15 protein-coding genes are annotated in these 15,255 nt (G+C 71.9%); 2 read left to right on the forward strand and 13 right to left on the reverse strand.

Going from position 1 to position 15,255, the window contains the following annotated elements:
• Positions 1 to 27: 27 nt before the first annotated feature.
• The 8 genes from OG521_07695 to OG521_07730 all read right to left on the reverse strand — a co-directional run bounded on the left by OG521_07695 (position 28) and on the right by OG521_07730 (position 9,061).
• Positions 28 to 1,761 (reverse strand): thiamine pyrophosphate-binding protein, encoded by a 1,734-nt coding sequence (locus OG521_07695; protein WUW20679.1) that lies wholly within the window; start codon positions 1,759 to 1,761, stop codon positions 28 to 30.
• A gap of 31 nt (positions 1,762 to 1,792) precedes the next feature.
• Positions 1,793 to 2,497 carry a class I SAM-dependent methyltransferase gene (locus OG521_07700; protein WUW20680.1) on the reverse strand — a complete coding sequence of 235 codons (705 nt, stop codon included), beginning with the start codon at positions 2,495 to 2,497 and terminating at the stop codon, positions 1,793 to 1,795.
• Between the two features lie 704 nt (positions 2,498 to 3,201).
• Positions 3,202 to 3,792, reverse strand: coding sequence for a hypothetical protein (locus OG521_07705; GenBank protein ID WUW20681.1), 591 nt, complete (start codon positions 3,790 to 3,792; stop codon positions 3,202 to 3,204).
• Positions 3,793 to 3,806: 14 nt separating this feature from the next.
• Positions 3,807 to 4,970, reverse strand: coding sequence for an ROK family glucokinase (locus tag OG521_07710; GenBank protein ID WUW20682.1), 1,164 nt, complete (start codon positions 4,968 to 4,970; stop codon positions 3,807 to 3,809).
• 175 nt (positions 4,971 to 5,145) lie between these two features.
• Positions 5,146 to 6,015 carry an ATP-binding cassette domain-containing protein gene (locus OG521_07715; GenBank protein WUW20683.1) on the reverse strand — a complete coding sequence of 290 codons (870 nt, stop codon included), beginning with the start codon at positions 6,013 to 6,015 and terminating at the stop codon, positions 5,146 to 5,148.
• Positions 6,012 to 7,061 (reverse strand): ABC transporter permease, encoded by a 1,050-nt coding sequence (locus tag OG521_07720; protein WUW20684.1) that lies wholly within the window; start codon positions 7,059 to 7,061, stop codon positions 6,012 to 6,014. The genes OG521_07715 and OG521_07720 overlap by 4 nt, the downstream gene beginning before the upstream one ends.
• Complete coding sequence (locus OG521_07725; protein WUW20685.1) at positions 7,058 to 8,041, reverse strand: substrate-binding domain-containing protein; 984 nt, start codon at positions 8,039 to 8,041, stop codon at positions 7,058 to 7,060. Before OG521_07725 ends, OG521_07720 begins: the two co-directional genes overlap by 4 nt.
• A 261-nt stretch (positions 8,042 to 8,302) precedes the next feature.
• A complete protein-coding gene (locus OG521_07730) occupies positions 8,303 to 9,061 on the reverse strand; it encodes a GntR family transcriptional regulator (protein WUW20686.1) in 759 nt (252 codons plus the stop codon).
• Positions 9,062 to 9,212: 151 nt separating this feature from the next.
• Here OG521_07730 and OG521_07735 point away from each other — a divergent pair, with 151 nt between their 5' ends.
• Positions 9,213 to 10,217: a Gfo/Idh/MocA family oxidoreductase gene (locus OG521_07735; GenBank protein ID WUW20687.1), complete on the forward strand. Its 1,005-nt coding sequence runs from the start codon at positions 9,213 to 9,215 to the stop codon at positions 10,215 to 10,217.
• Positions 10,218 to 10,226: 9 nt separating this feature from the next.
• Here OG521_07735 and OG521_07740 read toward each other — a convergent pair whose 3' ends face one another.
• The 4 genes from OG521_07740 to OG521_07755 all read right to left on the reverse strand — a co-directional run bounded on the left by OG521_07740 (position 10,227) and on the right by OG521_07755 (position 13,930).
• Entirely contained in the window at positions 10,227 to 10,646 is a 420-nt protein-coding gene (locus OG521_07740; GenBank protein ID WUW20688.1) for a PaaI family thioesterase, read from the reverse strand.
• A 67-nt stretch (positions 10,647 to 10,713) separates the two neighbouring features.
• On the reverse strand, positions 10,714 to 11,892 hold the full coding sequence (locus tag OG521_07745) for a cytochrome P450 (protein WUW20689.1): 1,179 nt from the start codon (positions 11,890 to 11,892) through the stop codon (positions 10,714 to 10,716).
• An 86-nt stretch (positions 11,893 to 11,978) separates the two neighbouring features.
• Complete coding sequence (locus OG521_07750) at positions 11,979 to 12,710, reverse strand: response regulator transcription factor (protein WUW20690.1); 732 nt, start codon at positions 12,708 to 12,710, stop codon at positions 11,979 to 11,981.
• Positions 12,707 to 13,930 carry a histidine kinase gene (locus tag OG521_07755; protein ID WUW20691.1) on the reverse strand — a complete coding sequence of 408 codons (1,224 nt, stop codon included), beginning with the start codon at positions 13,928 to 13,930 and terminating at the stop codon, positions 12,707 to 12,709. The genes OG521_07750 and OG521_07755 overlap by 4 nt, the downstream gene beginning before the upstream one ends.
• A gap of 146 nt (positions 13,931 to 14,076) precedes the next feature.
• Here OG521_07755 and OG521_07760 point away from each other — a divergent pair, with 146 nt between their 5' ends.
• Positions 14,077 to 14,280: a hypothetical protein gene (locus OG521_07760; protein ID WUW20692.1), complete on the forward strand. Its 204-nt coding sequence runs from the start codon at positions 14,077 to 14,079 to the stop codon at positions 14,278 to 14,280.
• 5 nt (positions 14,281 to 14,285) lie between these two features.
• Here OG521_07760 and OG521_07765 read toward each other — a convergent pair whose 3' ends face one another.
• Positions 14,286 to 15,203, reverse strand: coding sequence for a DMT family transporter (locus tag OG521_07765; GenBank protein ID WUW20693.1), 918 nt, complete (start codon positions 15,201 to 15,203; stop codon positions 14,286 to 14,288).
• Between the last annotated feature and the right edge of the window lie 52 nt (positions 15,204 to 15,255).

Genomic DNA, 15,255 nt, shown 5'->3' on the forward strand with positions numbered 1-15,255 from the left:
TCCGGTTCGGTTGCCTGCGGTCGCTCGTCAGTGGATGGGCCGGGTGGCGGAGCCGTCGGCGATCGCCGCCTGCCACACGGGAACGGGCGGCAGGACCTCCGTGTGTTCGGGGACCATCGCGTGGATGAGGGAGGGCCCCGCGGAGTCGGCGGCCAGTTTGGCCAGGGCCGCGAACTCCTCCTGCGTGTGGGCGCGGCTGCCCTCGATCCCCATGCCGAGTCCGAGGGTGACGGGGTCGAGCGGGCCGGGGTCGACCGCGAAGTACCGTCCGCCGGCGTAGAGGTGCTGGATCATCTTGATCCAGGCCATCGATGTGTTGTCGAGCACCACATAGGTGACGGGCAGGGCGAGGCGAACGGCGGTCTCCCACTCCCCGACGGCCATCGCGATGCTGTTCTCCGTGGTCAGACAGAGAACGCGCTCGCCGGGGTGGCCGATCGCCGTCCCGATGGAGGCCGGGACGGCGAACCCCATGGGCCCGTGTCCCCGCGGGATCACCACCCGCCAGCCGTCACCGGGGGCCTCCCAGTGACAGGAGAGGTACGGCGTCGGCGTGCCGGCGTCGGCGACGACCCAGGTGTCCCGGCCGAACGCGTCCCGCAGCGCCCGCACGATCTCCCGCGGGTCGAGGACACCGGGCCGCAGCCCGGGCCGGCGCTCCTCCTCCTGCCGGGCCCACACCTCGCGCGCCGCCGCCAGCTGCGCGTCACGGTCGGCGCGTACGGCCCCGGCGGCGCGGGGCAGCCGTGTCCGCAGCTGCTCGATCACGGTCCTGGCGTCGCCCACCAGGGCCGTGCTGCCCGGGTAGTTGCGCCCGGCCCGCTCGGTGTCGCTCTCGATGTGCACGATCCGGGCCGGTCCGTCGCGGTCGGGCACGGTGAACCCGAGGGTGTCCGTGGCGTTGGCCCGGGTGCCGACGAAGACGACGGCGTCGCTCTGCGCGACCCACGCGTTGGCGTAGGGGCGGGCCCCGTTGCCGCCCACCACGCCCAGGGCGAGCGGATGGGACTCGTCGATGACGCCCTTGCCGTGGATGGAGGTGGCGACCGGCACGGCCGCGTGCTCGGCGAGTCGCACCAGTTCCCCGCCCGCCCCGGACAGGTGGGCACCGCCCCCGGCCACGATGACCGGCCGCTCGGCGGCGGCGAGCAGGGCCGCGGCTTCCTCCGCCGCGTCGGCGGGCGCCGCCGGCCGGACGCCGGGCACGGTGCTTCCGTGCGGCGCCGGGCCGTCCAGGGCGTCCGCCGTGTGCGCCGCGGGCCCTTCCAGGACGTCCTCGGGCAGGATCAGCGCGACGGGGCCGGGCCTGCCCGAGGTGGCGGCGGCGACCGCTTCCTCCACCAGGGCCGGGATCTCGTCGGTGGAGCCGGCGCTGCGGCGCCACTTCGTGCACGCGGCGAACAGCTGCTCCTGATCGACTTCGCTGATCGGGGCGGTGCCCATGCTGCGCCGGTTGTTGTCCGTGGTGATCACGAGCACCGGGATGCTGGAGGCGAAGGCCTCCGCGAGTCCGCTCGCCAGGTACACCGCTCCCGCCCCGCTGGACGCCTCGCAGACGCCGAGCCGCCGCGTCGTGCGGGTGTAGGAGTCGGCCATGAATCCGGCATGCCGCTCGTCGCGCGCCAGGACGTGGCGGATTTCGTCGGTCCGCCGGCCGAGCACGTCGTAGAAGGCGATGCTGGTGTCCCCGGGGTACCCGAATATCGTGTCGACGCCATTCCGGATCAGCGCGTTCACCAGAAGTTCAGCACCGTTTGTCATGCCGCTGTCCTCTTCCGTTCCACTGCGCTGATCAACGCGTCACATATCCCGTCATGATGGCCCTGACGCGCTCGCCGGAGATCGGCCGGACGTAGCGGAACTCCGCGGTCTCGGCTGTTTCGAATCCGGCCGCGATGGCCTGATCCTTCATGTAGTCGGCGGAGAGCCAGTGGAATCCGTTGACCTTCGGGGCCTTCTCGAACGCACGGTCCTCTCCGGGCGCGTCGTTCGACGCGACGAGCGCGGCACGGCCGGAAAGGGAATCCGGCTGCGGGGCCAGCCAGCCGCGAATGCGCTTGAGGATCGGGTTCAGGCCGTCCTGTTCGTCCATGAGGTGCCCCAGCACGCCGTCGATGTAGATCACCGAGAACGGCTCGTCCGGTTCCCATCGGTAGATGTCGGCGCAGATCGCGTCCAGCCCCTTCGCGCGGGCCAGCGTCACCGCGTCCTCCATCGCGTCGACGGCCAGGACCCGGAAGCCGCGCTCCGCCACGCATGCCTCGACGGCGGCGTTTCCGCAGCCCAGGCTGAGCAGACCGCCCCCGTTGCGCTCCAGCTCGGCGATCAGCCGGTCGCTCATGAAGTCCCGGTACTCCGGGCTGTACGTGGACGGGGTGACCGAGTCGTTGCGGCTGCCGCCGTTCTCCCACACCTCGAAGATGCTCGGGCTGTCCGGGCCGTCGGCCGTATAGAAGTTGATCAGGTTACTGCGGTTCTTTGCCTCGATGCTTTCCATTGCTCCCCCACGGAAATCACATGCCCATAACCCGTGCCTGCGCGTTTTCGGGCAGGCCGGGGCACGACGACGGCAATACAACAGTGTGTGAACTGCGAATCGGGAAATGCGGGCCCGAAAGACCGCACCGCGGATGACGCCGCACTTCGACGGGCGGATCGATCCGGACATGACCTTGCGGCTGGACACAGGAAGGGTCCAGCCCCATGTGAAGTGGACCGGTCATCGACGGGCTTGATCGTGGAAGCCGCGTCGGTGCCGATGGGCGCGAATTACCGAGGTCGTTTCGGCTGCGCTACGGTCAGACTGCCCTTCACGCGATTGGAACGTCAAGGATACAAAAGGCGGGATCAAGCCATCGGGGCCATAATTCAGCCGCCACCGGAAATCGGCGTTCACCAAGAGTCGTCGACGCCACCGGGAAAGAAGTCGGTTGGGCCCGAATTGCACCGTACGGGGCCGCAGCACACCGTAATAGTGACCTGGATCACACGTCCGCCATATGGACGATTCGTGCGGCACGGTGAAGGACCGTGCCGGGCCGGGGCCCTTCACTCGATGAGCGGTTCCTCGCGAAGCCGGCGCCGATCGCGCAGCTGCATGCACGGAAATCCCGCGTCCGCACACCCCGGCACGACTCAACTCCACGCACGGAAGCGGCCGTTGAGCCGCCCGTCAGCGGCGGGAAGCCGGCTGGAAAGCGCTCAGGGGGTCGCCGCGGAGACGACGTAGACGACCGGTGACATCGGGTCGGTCATGTCGACGGTGATGTCCTGGGTGGGACGCGGGTCCTTGTTGCGGTGCGTGGTGCCGGCCCATGCGACGCCGTCGCCGAAGTACCAGCCGGCGATCTTCGTGTCGCGCTCGCCGACGGTGACGTCACCGGCCTCCAGGGCCGCGCGGCCGGTGCCCACCTGGGTCAGGAACCGGTCGAGGCCGTTGGACGTCGTGCGGAACTGCACGTACATCCGGCTGGCCTTCCAGTTGTTGGTCTCGTAGTACTGGACCTCGACGGCGTCCCGCGGGATCGGCACCTCGAAGATCCGGCGGAGCATCCGCGACGGCCAGCCCTCGCGGAGTCCCTGCGCCGCCGCCTCGGCGGCCTTGTCCTGGCCGGAGCGGCGGCTCTGGCCCGCGGAGATCAGCAGATACCCGGCCGGGACCCCGATGAGCAGCACGATGATGGTCGCCGTGATCAGGCGCCGGCGGATCGTCCGGCGGCGGTCCTCGGGCGGCGGTCCCTCGCCGGGCGGCGGGGACTGACGCGGCACGACGGGGTGCTCGGCTGCGGTCATGGGTGTGGTGTTCCCTAGGAAGTGCGGGTGTTGCGCGTGTTACGGATGGTGCTCGCGGCCTGGTCGTAGATCTGGGCGTACCGCTCGTACCGCTCGACCCTGCGGCGGTTGGTGCGCCGGAAGCGGCGGGCCACCAGCCGTGCGAGGTCGGCCGCGCCGACCATACCCGCCTCGGGGCCGAGCTGCGCCTTCGCGATCCGGGCCTCGGGGCGGTAGCCCCGGCCCGTGAGGTGGCGTTTGAAGGCGTCCCTGGCCGGTCCGATCAGCAGGTCGTCGGCGGCGCTGACACCGCCTCCGATGACGAAGCAGGAGGGGTCGAGCGCGGCGGCGAGATTGGCGATGCCGACGCCGAGCCACTGGCCGATGTCCTGGAGGAGCTCGATGCACATCGCATCGCCCTCGCGGGCCAGTTCGGTGATGAGCGGTCCGGTGATGTCGGGGATGTTGCCCTTGACGCGCTCGATGATCCCGTGGGCCACCGGGGAGTCGGCGGCGGCCAGTTCCCTGGCCTCCCGGACCAGGGCGTTCCCTGAGCTGTACTGCTCCCAGCAGCCGCGGTTGCCGCAGGGGCAGCGGTGGCCGCCGGGCACCACCTGCATGTGGCCGAACTCACCGGCGACGCCGTACTTGCCGCGCTTGACCTGACCGTCCTCCAGGATCGCGCCGCCGATGCCGGTGCCCAGCGTGATCATGACGAGGTGGTCCTCGCCGCGGCCGGCACCGAAGCGCCATTCGGCCCAGGCGGCGGTGTTGGCGTCGTTGTCCACCATGACGGGGACGACGAGCCGGGAGGCGAGGGCGTCGCGCAGGGGTTCGTCGCGCCAGGCCAGGTGCGGGGCGAACAGCACCTTGGAGCGGTCCGCGTCGACCCATCCGGCCGCCCCGATGCCCACCGCGTGCACGTCGTGGCGGTCCGAGAGGTCCAGCACCAGCTCGACGATGGTGTCCTCGACGACCTTGGGGCTCTTGGACTTGTCGGGCGTCTCGGTGCGCAGGGTCTCCAGGATGTTGCCGTCGGCGTCCACGACGCCGGCCATCACCTTCGTCCCCCCGATGTCGATGCCGACGGTGGGGACCCGCGGCGCGGTGAGGTGCGAGCGCCGCTCCCTGGTGCCGACGGTCCGCAGGACGGTGGCGCGGGCGGAGCCGCGGTGTGCGAAGTCGCGGTACGTGCTCATCGTCCCTGCGGGGTCTGGGGGGCCGGCCGGTGGTGCTGCCGGCGGCGGACGGTGCCCGCCGCAGTCGATTCTGCCACTGCCGGGCGGGGTCCGTGCGGCATCCGGTCCCCGGCAGGGCGCCCGCCGGGTGCGGAGAGCGGGCCCGGCGGGCGTGCGGGGAGTGCTGCGGACACCGTCACCCGGAGGTGTCGCCCTTGTCCGGGCGGCCGTCGGCGGGACCCGGGCCGGGGGTGGCCCGCTCCAGCTCGTGGCTGAGCTCCTCCAGCTCGCTGCCGCCCGCCATCTGGCGGGTCAGCTCGTCCAGCGTGACGCCGTCCTTGGTGTGGCTGCCCGCCATCGCACCCCGCTTGAGCAGGACGAAGCGGTCGCCGACGAGGTAGGCGTGGTGCGGGTTGTGCGTGATGAGGACCACGCCGAGGCCGGCGTCGCGGGCGGCGGCGACGTACTTGAGGACGACCCCGGACTGCTTGACGCCGAGCGCGGCCGTCGGCTCGTCCAGGACGAGCACCTTGGCACCGAAGTGGACGGCCCGGGCGATGGCGACGCACTGGCGCTCGCCGCCGGAGAGGGTGCCGATGGGCTGGTCGACGTCACGCAGGTCGATGCCCATCCGCAGCAGCGCGGAGCGGGTCGTCTCCCGCATCAGCCGGACGTCGAGGCGCTTGAAGGGGCCCTTGCCGGTCGTCGGCTCGGAGCCGAGGAAGAAGTTCCGCCAGACCGGCATCAGGGGGACCACGGCGAGGTCCTGGTAGACCGTGGCGATGCCGCGGTCCAGGGCGTCGCGCGGATTGGCGAGCGTGGTCTCCTCGCCGTCGATGAGGAAGTGCCCGGCGTCGTGCCGGTGCAGCCCCGCGATGATCTTGATCAGGGTGGACTTGCCGGCGCCGTTGTCCCCGAGGACGCAGGAGATCTCGCCCGCGTGGACCTCCAGCGAGACGTCCTGGAGCGCCTTGATGTTGCCGTAGAACTTGCTGACGTGGTCCAGCTCGACCAGCGCCTGCCGGTCGGTGTCCGCCGGCCCGCTCGATGCCTGGGGGGCCGTCATTTCGTCGCCTCCGCGCGCTTGCGTACCCATGCGTTGAGCAGGGTGGCCAGGAGCAGCATGGCTCCGAGGAAGAACTTGAACCAGTCCGGGTTCCACTCCGCGTACACGATGCCCTTGCTGGTCATGCCGAAGATGAAGGCACCGACCGCCGAGCCGATCGCGGAACCGTATCCGCCGGTGATCAGACAGCCGCCGATGACGGCCGCGATGATGTAGATCAGCTCGTTGCCGACGCCCTCGCCGGACTGCACCACGTCATAGCTGAACAGCAGGTGCTGGCCGGAGACCCAGGCGGCGAAGGCCACGCCGAGGTAGAGTCCGATCTTGGTCCGGATCACCGGGACGCCGACCGCGCGGGCCGCGTCGGCGCCGCCGCCGACGGCGTAGATCCAGTTGCCGAAGCGGGTGCGGAGCAGGATCCAGGTGGCGATCGCGACGAGGACGGCCCACCACAGGATGGTGACCTTCAGCTCGACGCCGCCGACGGTCCAGTACGAGGCGAAGAGCTTGCGGGCGGAGGGGAAGCCCTCCATGTTGCCGATGGTCTTCGTCGACACGGTCCCGCTGATCAGCTTGGTGAAGCCGAGGTTGAGTCCGGTCAGCATGAGGAACGTGCCGAGCGTGATGATGAAGCTCGGCAGTTTCGTGCGGGTCAGCATGAAGCCGTTGAACGCGCCGATGGCGAGCGTGACCAGCAGGGACACGAAGACGCCGACCCAGACGTTGGCCGTCATCTGGTAGCTGAACATCGACGAGATCAGCGCGGAGCTGGTGACCATCACACCCGCGGAGAGGTCGAACTCGCCGCCGATCATCAGCAGCGCCACCGGCGCCGCCATGATCCCGATGGTGGAGGCGGCGTACAGCACCGTGCCGAAGCTGGTGGCGCGCAGGAAGCTGTCGGCGACGATCGCGAAGAAGAGGAAGACGGCGAGCGCGCCGACGACCGAGCCGAGCTCGGGGCGGCCGAGCAGCTTGCGCAGCGGCGAGGTGCGCAGCAGCCGCTCGTCGGCCACGGCGGAGGACGTACCGGGCCCCGCGGTCATCGGGTTCCCCGGTCCGCGTACTCGGCCAGCTGGGCGGCGTCGTCGGACGTGATGACCTGCGGGCCGGTCAGGACCGGGCGTCCGCCGCCGAGCACGTTGCGGTTGTAGCGGTAGAGCCAGAGCAGGTCGACGGCCTCGTACCCCTGGAGGTAGGGCTGCTGGTCGACGGCGAAGCCGAGGGTCTTGGCCTGGAGCTCGGCTGCGACCTTGGCGTTCAGGTCGAAGGTGTCGATCTCGGCCTTGCTGCCGGCGGTCTTCTTCGCCTGGACGGCGGCGTCCGCGAACGGCGCGCCGAGGGTGACGACCGCGTCGATGTCCTTGTCCGCCTGGAGCTTCGCCTCGATGGAGGCCTGCACGTCGGGCATGTTGGTGCCCTCGACGTACAGGTTCTGCATCTCGCCGTCGAAGGTCTTCTTCGCGCCGGCGCACCGCTGCTCGTGACCGACGTTGCCCTGCTCGTGCAGGATGCACAGCGCCTTCTTGCGGCCGCGCGCGTTGAGCTCGTCGCCGACGGCCTCGCCCGCGATCGACTCGTCCTGGCCGATGTGCGTGAGCGCGCCGTACCGCTTGGACTCGGCCGAGCCGGAGTTCACCGTGATGACCGGGATGCCGGCCTTGACGGCCTTGGCGACGACGGCCTTCATGGCGTCGGGCTTGGCGAGCGTGACGATCAGCCCGTCGACCTTCTTGTCGATGGCGGCCTGGACGAGCTGGGCCTGCTGCTGCGCCTCGTCGTTGTGCGAGTACAGGAAGTTGATGTTGTCCTTCTTGGCCGCCATGTCGGCACCCTTCTGGACGATGTCCCAGAAGGTGTCGCCGTCGCCCGAGTGGGTGACCATGGCGAAGGTCCAGCGGGGTGTGTTCACCGCGGACCGGCCCTCGGATGCGGCCTGCGCCGCACGCTCCTCCGCCCGCTTGCCGCCGGTGCTGCTGCATCCCATGAGGGAAGCGCCGAGCACCGCCGCAAGCACGGCGCCCATCGCACGTACCCCTGTCCGAACCCTTGCCACGACGCCGTGCCCTTCTTGTGCTGCTCGCTGTGCTGCTGGTGGAGCCGGGGCCATACGGTCCCGGCCCGGCTGGGCAAGTATCCCCGAGCCCGTGCCGCCGTCGCCCGGAGGGGCGCGGCGCGTGTGTCGGGCCGGGGCGTGTACGGCGCCGGGGGCGGCCGGGGTGCGGCCGTCGTCACCGTACGGGTAGCCGGGAAGCCTGTGTCACCGTACGAGAGCCGGGCGCCGGTGTCACCGGGCGAGGAGCTGGAAATCGAAGGCGTGGCGCGAGGCCCGGTAGAGGTGGGTGCCGTGCTCGACGGCCCGGCCGGTGTCGTCGAAGGTGGTGCGCTCCATCGTGAGCAGGGCGGCGCCCTCGCTCTCGGCGAGCCGTCCGGCCTCCTCGGCGGTGGCTGGGCGGGCGCCCACGGTCTGGCGGGCGCTGTGCAGGGTGATGCCCGCGCCGCGCATCATCCGGTAGAGGCCGGTGGCCGCGGGCCGATCCCCGGAGAGGTCGAGGAGTCCGGCGGGCAGGTGGTTGCGCAGCAGGGCGAGGGGCTCGCCGTCCGCGTACCTGAGCCGCTCGACGTAACTCACCTCCGCGCCCTCCGGGACGCCGAGCGCCGCGGCGACCGCGATGGTCGCGGGCCGGGTGGTGCGGACGAGGACGGTGGTCGTGGGGTGCCGGCCGGCGGCCTCCAGGTCGTCGTACAGGCTGCTGATCTCGACCGGGCGCCTGACCCGGTTGTGCACCACCTGGGTGCCGACGCCGCGGCGGCGGACCAGCAGGCCCTTGTCGACGAGGCACTGGATGGCCTGGCGGACGGTGGGCCGGGAGAGTCCGAGCCGGGCGGCGAGCCCGATCTCGTTGCCGAGGAGTCCGCCGGGGGCGAGCCGGCCCTGCTCGATGGCCGCCTCCAGCTGCTGGGCGAGCTGGTGGTAGAGCGGGACCGGGCTGGCACGGTCCACGTCCAGGTCGAGCGCGGCGGTGTCGGCGGTGGGGTTCGGCACGCCGGGGAGCGTATCCCGCACGTCCGAATCTCCGGTAGTCCGGTCGTCCTGTTGTCCGGACAGCATGACCCGGGACCGACTCGCGGGAACGGAACCGCATTTGTCATGACATTTAGTTGACACCGTTCCCGGCGGACGGCACGTTGGGTCCATGCGCATCGGACTCCTCGGCACCGGCCGGATCGGCTCCTTCCACGCGGGCGTCCTCGCCCGCCATCCCGCGGTGGATGCCCTGGTGGTGACGGACACCGACCCGGTCCGCGCGGCCGCCGTCGCCGGCCGGACCGGGGCGCGCGCCGTGGCCACGGCGGCGGAGGTGTTCGACGCGGGCGTGGACGCGGTGGTGATCGCCTCGGCCACCTCCGCGCACGCCGAACTGATCGGCCGGGCCGCGCGCGCCGGACTGCCGGCCTTCTGCGAGAAGCCCGTCGCCCTGGATCTGGCGGGCACGCTCGGCGCGCTGCGCGAGGCGGAGCGGGCTCACAGCGTCCTCCAACTCGGTTTCATGCGCCGGTTCGACGCCGGATACGCGGCGGCCCGTGCGGCGGTGCGCGGCGGGGCACTCGGCCGGCTGCACACCGTGCGGACGGTGACCTCCGATCCGGCGCCGCCGCCCGCCGCGTACCTCCCGCTCTCCGGCGGCCTGTTCCGGGACTGTCTGATCCACGACTTCGACATGGTGCGCTGGGTGACGGGCCGTGAGGTGACACGGGTGTACGCCACCGGGTCGGACGCCGGTCCTGCGATGTTCCGCGCCGCCGGTGACGTCGACACGGCCGCGGCGCTGCTGACCCTCGACGACGGCACCCTGGTCACCGCGACGGCGACCCGCTGCAACGGCGCCGGGTACGACGTGCGGATGGAGCTCGCGGGCGAGGACGACCAGCTCGCGGTCGGCCTGGACGACCGCACACCGCTCACCTCCGCCGAGCCGCAGGGCCCCGGCGCTCCCGCCAAGCCCTGGCCCGGGTTCCTGGAGCGGTTCGCCCCGGCGTACGAGGCCGAACTCGACGCCTTCGTCCGCCTGGTGCGGGGCGAGGCGGCCAATCCTTGCGACGGCCGGGAGGCGCTGCACGCCCTGCGGATCGCGGAGGCGTGCGAGGTGTCGCGGCGGGAGGGGCGCCCGGTGGAGCTGACGGAGATCCCGGCCGTCTGAGGACAGCCCTCAGGACGGGTTGGCGTTCAGCACGGTGCCCTGGGCGACGGCGCAGAGGGTCTCGGCACCGTCCTCCCCCACCGCGAACAGATCGCAGCGCGCCACGGCCTGCCGGCGTCCGGAGTGCACGACCTCGGCGCGCGCCACGAGTGCGGTGCCGGTGGCGGGACGCAGGTACTGGATGGAGAAGCCGCCGGTCAGCACGGCCGGGCCGAGGGTCGTGCCGGCCGCGAACGTCAGTGCGTTGTCGGCGGCGTACGCGAGCACGCCGCCGTGCAGGAATCCGTTCTGCTGGTGCAGCTCCGCGCGGCTGTCGATCTCCAGCGTGGCCGCGCCGTCGCCGAAGGCGGTGATCCGGGCACCGACGAGGCTGCTGAACGGCTGGCTGTCGAGCACCTTCTGTGCCATCCCCAGGTCGAGTCCTGACACGACGGCTCCTCCCTGTATCCGGTTCTCCCGCCGCACCCTGTCGGCGAGTTCTGCCGCCGAGTCTGTCTCACCAGCGCACCGGGAGCCGGCGCGTCCCCCGGATCAGCATGCCCGGCAGCCAGTCGGGCTCCCCCGCGCCGGGGTCGAGCACGAGCCCGGGGCAGCGCTCCAGCAGCGTACGGATCGCGATGCGGCCCTCCATCCAGGCCAGCGGTGCCCCCATGCAGAAGTGGGCTCCGTGCCCGAAGGCCAGGTGCCCCTGGGCTTCGCGGTGGATGTCGAAGCGGTCGGGCCCGGGATAGCGTGCCGGGTCCCGGTCGGCGCCGGCCAGGGAGACCAGGACCGGGTCGCCGGCCCCGATCGTCCGGGACCCGATCTCGACGGCCTCCCGGGCGAAGCGGAAGGTGGCGGTCTCCACCGGGCCCTCGTGCCGGAGCATCTCCTCGACCGCCCCGTCGAGAAGACCGAAGTCCGCCCGCAGATCAGCGAGTTGACCCGGGTGGGTGAGCAGGGCGCGCACCCCGTTGGAGATCAGGTTGACCGTCGTCTCGTGGCCGGCGACCAGGAGCAGGAAGGCCATGCCGACCAGTTCGTCGGGCGACAGCGTGTCATCGTCGTCGTACCGTGCGGCGATCAGCGCGCTCAGCAGGTCGTCGCCCGGCGCGCGGCGCTTGTCCTCGATCAGCTCGGCGAGATAGGCGCCCATCGTGCGGACCGCGTCCCCCTCCTCCTGCGCACCGGCCGGGGAGACCACGGCGTTGGACATCGTGCGGAACCCGGCCCGGTCGAGGTCGGGCACTCCGATGAGTTCACAGATGACGGTCATCGGCAGCGGGAAGGCCAGCGCGTCGATGAGGTCCGCGTGCCCGGCGGGCAGCATCGCGTCGAGCAGTTGGTCGGTGATCTCCTGCACGCGGGGGCGCAGCGCCTCGATGCGGCGCGGGGTGAACTCCCGGGCGACCAGCTTGCGCAGCCGGGTGTGGTCCGGGGCGTCCATCTCCAGCATGTTGGCGTTGATCGGGTCGCCGGTGGCCGTCTGCCCGGGCAGTTTCCGCCAGTCCTTGCCGAAGCGCTGGTCGGCCAGGACGGCGCGGCCCTCGTCGTATCCGACGACGAGCCAGACCCGGTCGAAGTCGTCGGTGCGCACGGTGTGCACCGGACCCTTGGCGCGCATCGTGGCGTAGTAGGGGTACGGATTCGCGACGAAGTCGGCTGCTCCGCGCAGATCGGCGTCGACATCGGACATGGGCCCGCCCTCCCGGTCTGGTCGCGCCGGCCGCCAGGACCGGCAACGGTCAGCCTAGGCGGCCCGCTCCCGCGCGGCCGAGTGGTTCAGGCCGGATCCGCGTCACCGTCGTCGCCGAGGAGCCCCGCGTCGTGGACCAGCAGCGCGATCTGGACCCGGTTGTTGAAGCCGAACTTGGCGAGAATGCGTGACACCTGGGTCTTCACCGTGGCCACGCTCAGATACAGCGCCGAGGCGATCTCCGCGTTGGAGCGGCCCTGTCCGACGGCGACCGCGACCTCGCGCTCCCGGTCCGCCAGCGATGCGATCCGCTGCCGCGCCCGTTCGGCCCGGTCCGCCCGTTCCTCCTGTCCGGAGCCCGCGGCACGGGCCATCAGCTGACGGGTGACCGCGGGCGACAGGACGGGGTCACCGGCCGCGACGCGTCGCACGGAGTCGACGATCTGCGCGGGCGGGGTGTCCTTGAGGACGAAGCCCGCGGCTCCGGCCCGGATGGCACGGAGCACCTGCTCGTCGGCGTGGAACGTCGTGAGGACGACGACCTCGGGCGCGTCCGGGCGGGCGCGCAGCAGTTCGGTGGCCGTCAGCCCGTCCATGACGGGCATCCGGATGTCCATCAGCACCACGTCCGGCCGGAGCCGGTCGACGAGTCCGGCCGCCTCGCTGCCGTCGGCCCCCTCCCCCACGATGTCGATGCCGTCGGCACCGCCGAGCATGAGGGTGAGCCCCGCCCGGACGAGCGGGTCGTCGTCGACGATGAGCAGCCGGACGGGCCGGGACTCGGGGGGCGTGGAGGGGGTGGGCGCCGGGGTGGTCATGAGGACCACGGTAGCCAGGCCCGCACCCCGAACCCGCCGTCAGGCTCCGGTCCGTGGTCGAGGCGGCCCCCGGCGAGGGTGGCCCGTTCGGTCAGGCCGATCAGTCCCTGGCCGGAGCCCGGCACCTGCTCGAAGGGTTCGGTGGGGGCCGGATTGCGCACCTCCACGGTGATCCCCTGCCCCGGCCCGCCGCTGACCGTGACGGTGACCTCGGACCCGGGCGCGTGCTTGCGGGCGTTGGTCAGGCCCTCCTGGGCGATGCGGTAGACCGTGCGGCCGGTGGCGGCGGGCGCGGCGGACGGCTCGGCGATGTGGTTGTCGAGGGCGACCTTCATGCCGGCCTGCCGGGACTCGGCGACGAGGCCGTCCAGCGAGGCGAGGGTCGGCTGCGGCCGGTTGCCGTCGGCGTCGCCGTCCCGGGGGCTGCGCAGCACGCCGATGATCTCGCGGAGGTCCTGGAGTGCTTCGTGGGCGCTGTCCCGGATGACGCCGGCGGCCCGGGCGACCTCGGCCGGGGGCGCGTCCGGCCGGAACTCCAGTGCCCCCGCGTGGACGCTGAGCAGGGTCAGCCGGTGGGCGAGGACGTCGTGCATCTCGCGGGCGATGTCCTCCCGGGCCAGCCGCTGGGCCTGTTCGGCCCGGAGCCCTGCCTCGGTCTCCGCCCGCCGGGCGCGTTCGCGCAGGGTGACGACGAGCTGGCGCCGGGAGCGTACGACCATGCCCCAGCTGATGACGAGGAGGACCAGCAGCACCCCGATGACGGTGGACGCCATGAACGAGGTGGACGGGTCGGGGCGCAGGTACGGCTGTACGGGGGCGACGAGCAGGGCTCCCGCGCCGACGAGGGCCACGGGCCGGAACGGCCGGTGCACGGCCACGCTGAACAGGGCCACCATCAGGGCTCCCGCCGCTGCGGGCTCCACGGTGGACAGCAGTGTCAGGCCGACCGCGACCCCGACGGGCCAGCGCCGCCGCACCCACAGCGAGCAGCAGGCCGCGGCGCCGACGAGCGAGTCCACCAGGACGAAGACCTCGGGGGTGGTGTCGTCCGCCTCGATCGCGGAGACGGCCGCCATCCCGATGGCCGCCGCGCAGAGGAAGGCCGTGATGTCGACGGCCCAGTCCCGCACGGTGCGGCGCGATCTGCCGCCCCGGTCCCCGGGCAGCTCGGGGTCGGCCATCGCCGAGGGCAGCAGCCAGGGGTATTCCGTACGCGTCATATCGACAAAGCTATGCGGCCCGGAGGCCGCTTTTGGGCGTTGCGGTCCGCGGAGCGACCAAAGTCGTGGAAGCGGAGACTTTCGGACCGGCCGCGCAGACCACCGGCCGACGCGGCACCCGTGCGCGGCCCGCCAGGCTCGTCCCCATGAAGAAACTCTGTGAGACGGTCGGCTTCCTGGTCTTCGTGCAGGGCGCCGCGGGGCTGCTGCACGAATGGCTCGACTGGTTCAGCTTCTTCGGTCTGGTGCGGCGGCTGCCGTTCCTCGGCGATCACGCGTTGTTCGCCTGCATCGTGCTGGTGGTGACCGGGGTCGCGATCATGATCGCCTCGGACGCGGTCAAGGAGTGAGGCGGTCAGGGGGCGTCCGCGCTGCGGCGCCCCCACGCCGTGCCGGCGAGCACCAGCACCGCGCCCGCCGCCCCGAGCACGCCCAGCCGTTCGCCGCCGATCGCGATGCCGACGGCCGCGGCCCAGAGCGGTTCCGTACCGAGCAGCAGGCTGACCCGGGACGGTGAGGTGCGGCGTACGGACCACATCTGCACGAAGAACGCGAAGAGCGTGCAGAAGACCGACAGGAACAGCAGCCCGCCCCATTCCCGCACCCCGAACCCGGCGGCGACCGACCACGGGGAATCCCCGGTGCCGGGGGCGGCGGCGAGCAGGGCGAACACGGCGACCGCGCTGCCGAGCTGGACGGTCGTCAGCGACAGCGAGTCCGCCGACTGCACGGACCTGATGCGTGCCATCAGGAGCACGTGGAGGGTACGGGCGAGCGCGGCGACCAGCATCAGCAGATCGCCCGCCGAGGGGCTGGTGAATCCGCCGCCCTGGGTCAGGAGCACCACTCCGGCGACGGAGAGTCCGGCGGCCGAGAGGAAGGTCCCGGTGGGCCGGGTCCGCGTCACGACGGCCTCGGCGAGCGGGGTGAAGATCATGGTGAGGCTGATGATGAGCCCGGCGTTGGTCGCCGAGGTGTGCACGATGCCGTACGTCTCCACCAGGAAGATCCCGCTGAGCACCAGGCCCAGCAGCCCCGCGCCCCGCCACTGGGCCGCGCTCAGCGCCCGCAGCCGGGACCGTCCGGCGATCACCAGGACGGGCAGCACGACGGCGAACCGCAGCACGAGGACGGCGATGACGGTCTGCGGAGTGGTGATGCCCTTGGCGGCGAGATAGCTGGACCCCCACACCACCGCGACGAGCAGCACGGGCAGATCGGTCAGCCACGCCCGGCGCGGCGGGGCGAGGGAGGGCACGGCGACAGAGGACACCCGGATCTCCTGGTTCTCCACAGGACTGGTGTGGAGACCTCACTGGCTCGCA

This window comes from Streptomyces sp. NBC_01463 (assembly GCA_036227345.1).
Classification (GTDB): domain Bacteria; phylum Actinomycetota; class Actinomycetes; order Streptomycetales; family Streptomycetaceae; genus Streptomyces.

Excerpts from the sequence above, each read along its gene's own strand:
- OG521_07715 (WUW20683.1), bottom strand. The coding sequence starts at position 6,015 with ATGACGGCCCCCCAGGCATCGAGCGGGCCGGCGGACACCGACCGGCAG.
- OG521_07710 (WUW20682.1), bottom strand. The coding sequence starts at position 4,970 with ATGAGCACGTACCGCGACTTCGCACACCGCGGCTCCGCCCGCGCCACC.
- OG521_07755 (WUW20691.1), bottom strand. The coding sequence starts at position 13,930 with ATGACGCGTACGGAATACCCCTGGCTGCTGCCCTCGGCGATGGCCGAC.
- OG521_07745 (WUW20689.1), bottom strand. The coding sequence starts at position 11,892 with ATGTCCGATGTCGACGCCGATCTGCGCGGAGCAGCCGACTTCGTCGCG.
- OG521_07750 (WUW20690.1), bottom strand. The coding sequence starts at position 12,710 with ATGACCACCCCGGCGCCCACCCCCTCCACGCCCCCCGAGTCCCGGCCC.
- OG521_07700 (WUW20680.1), bottom strand. The coding sequence starts at position 2,497 with ATGGAAAGCATCGAGGCAAAGAACCGCAGTAACCTGATCAACTTCTAT.
- OG521_07725 (WUW20685.1), bottom strand. The coding sequence starts at position 8,041 with ATGGGCGCCGTGCTTGCGGCGGTGCTCGGCGCTTCCCTCATGGGATGC.
- OG521_07760 (WUW20692.1), top strand. The coding sequence starts at position 14,077 with ATGAAGAAACTCTGTGAGACGGTCGGCTTCCTGGTCTTCGTGCAGGGC.
- OG521_07720 (WUW20684.1), bottom strand. The coding sequence starts at position 7,061 with ATGACCGCGGGGCCCGGTACGTCCTCCGCCGTGGCCGACGAGCGGCTG.
- OG521_07695 (WUW20679.1), bottom strand. The coding sequence starts at position 1,761 with ATGACAAACGGTGCTGAACTTCTGGTGAACGCGCTGATCCGGAATGGC.
- OG521_07735 (WUW20687.1), top strand. The coding sequence starts at position 9,213 with ATGCGCATCGGACTCCTCGGCACCGGCCGGATCGGCTCCTTCCACGCG.
- OG521_07705 (WUW20681.1), bottom strand. The coding sequence starts at position 3,792 with ATGACCGCAGCCGAGCACCCCGTCGTGCCGCGTCAGTCCCCGCCGCCC.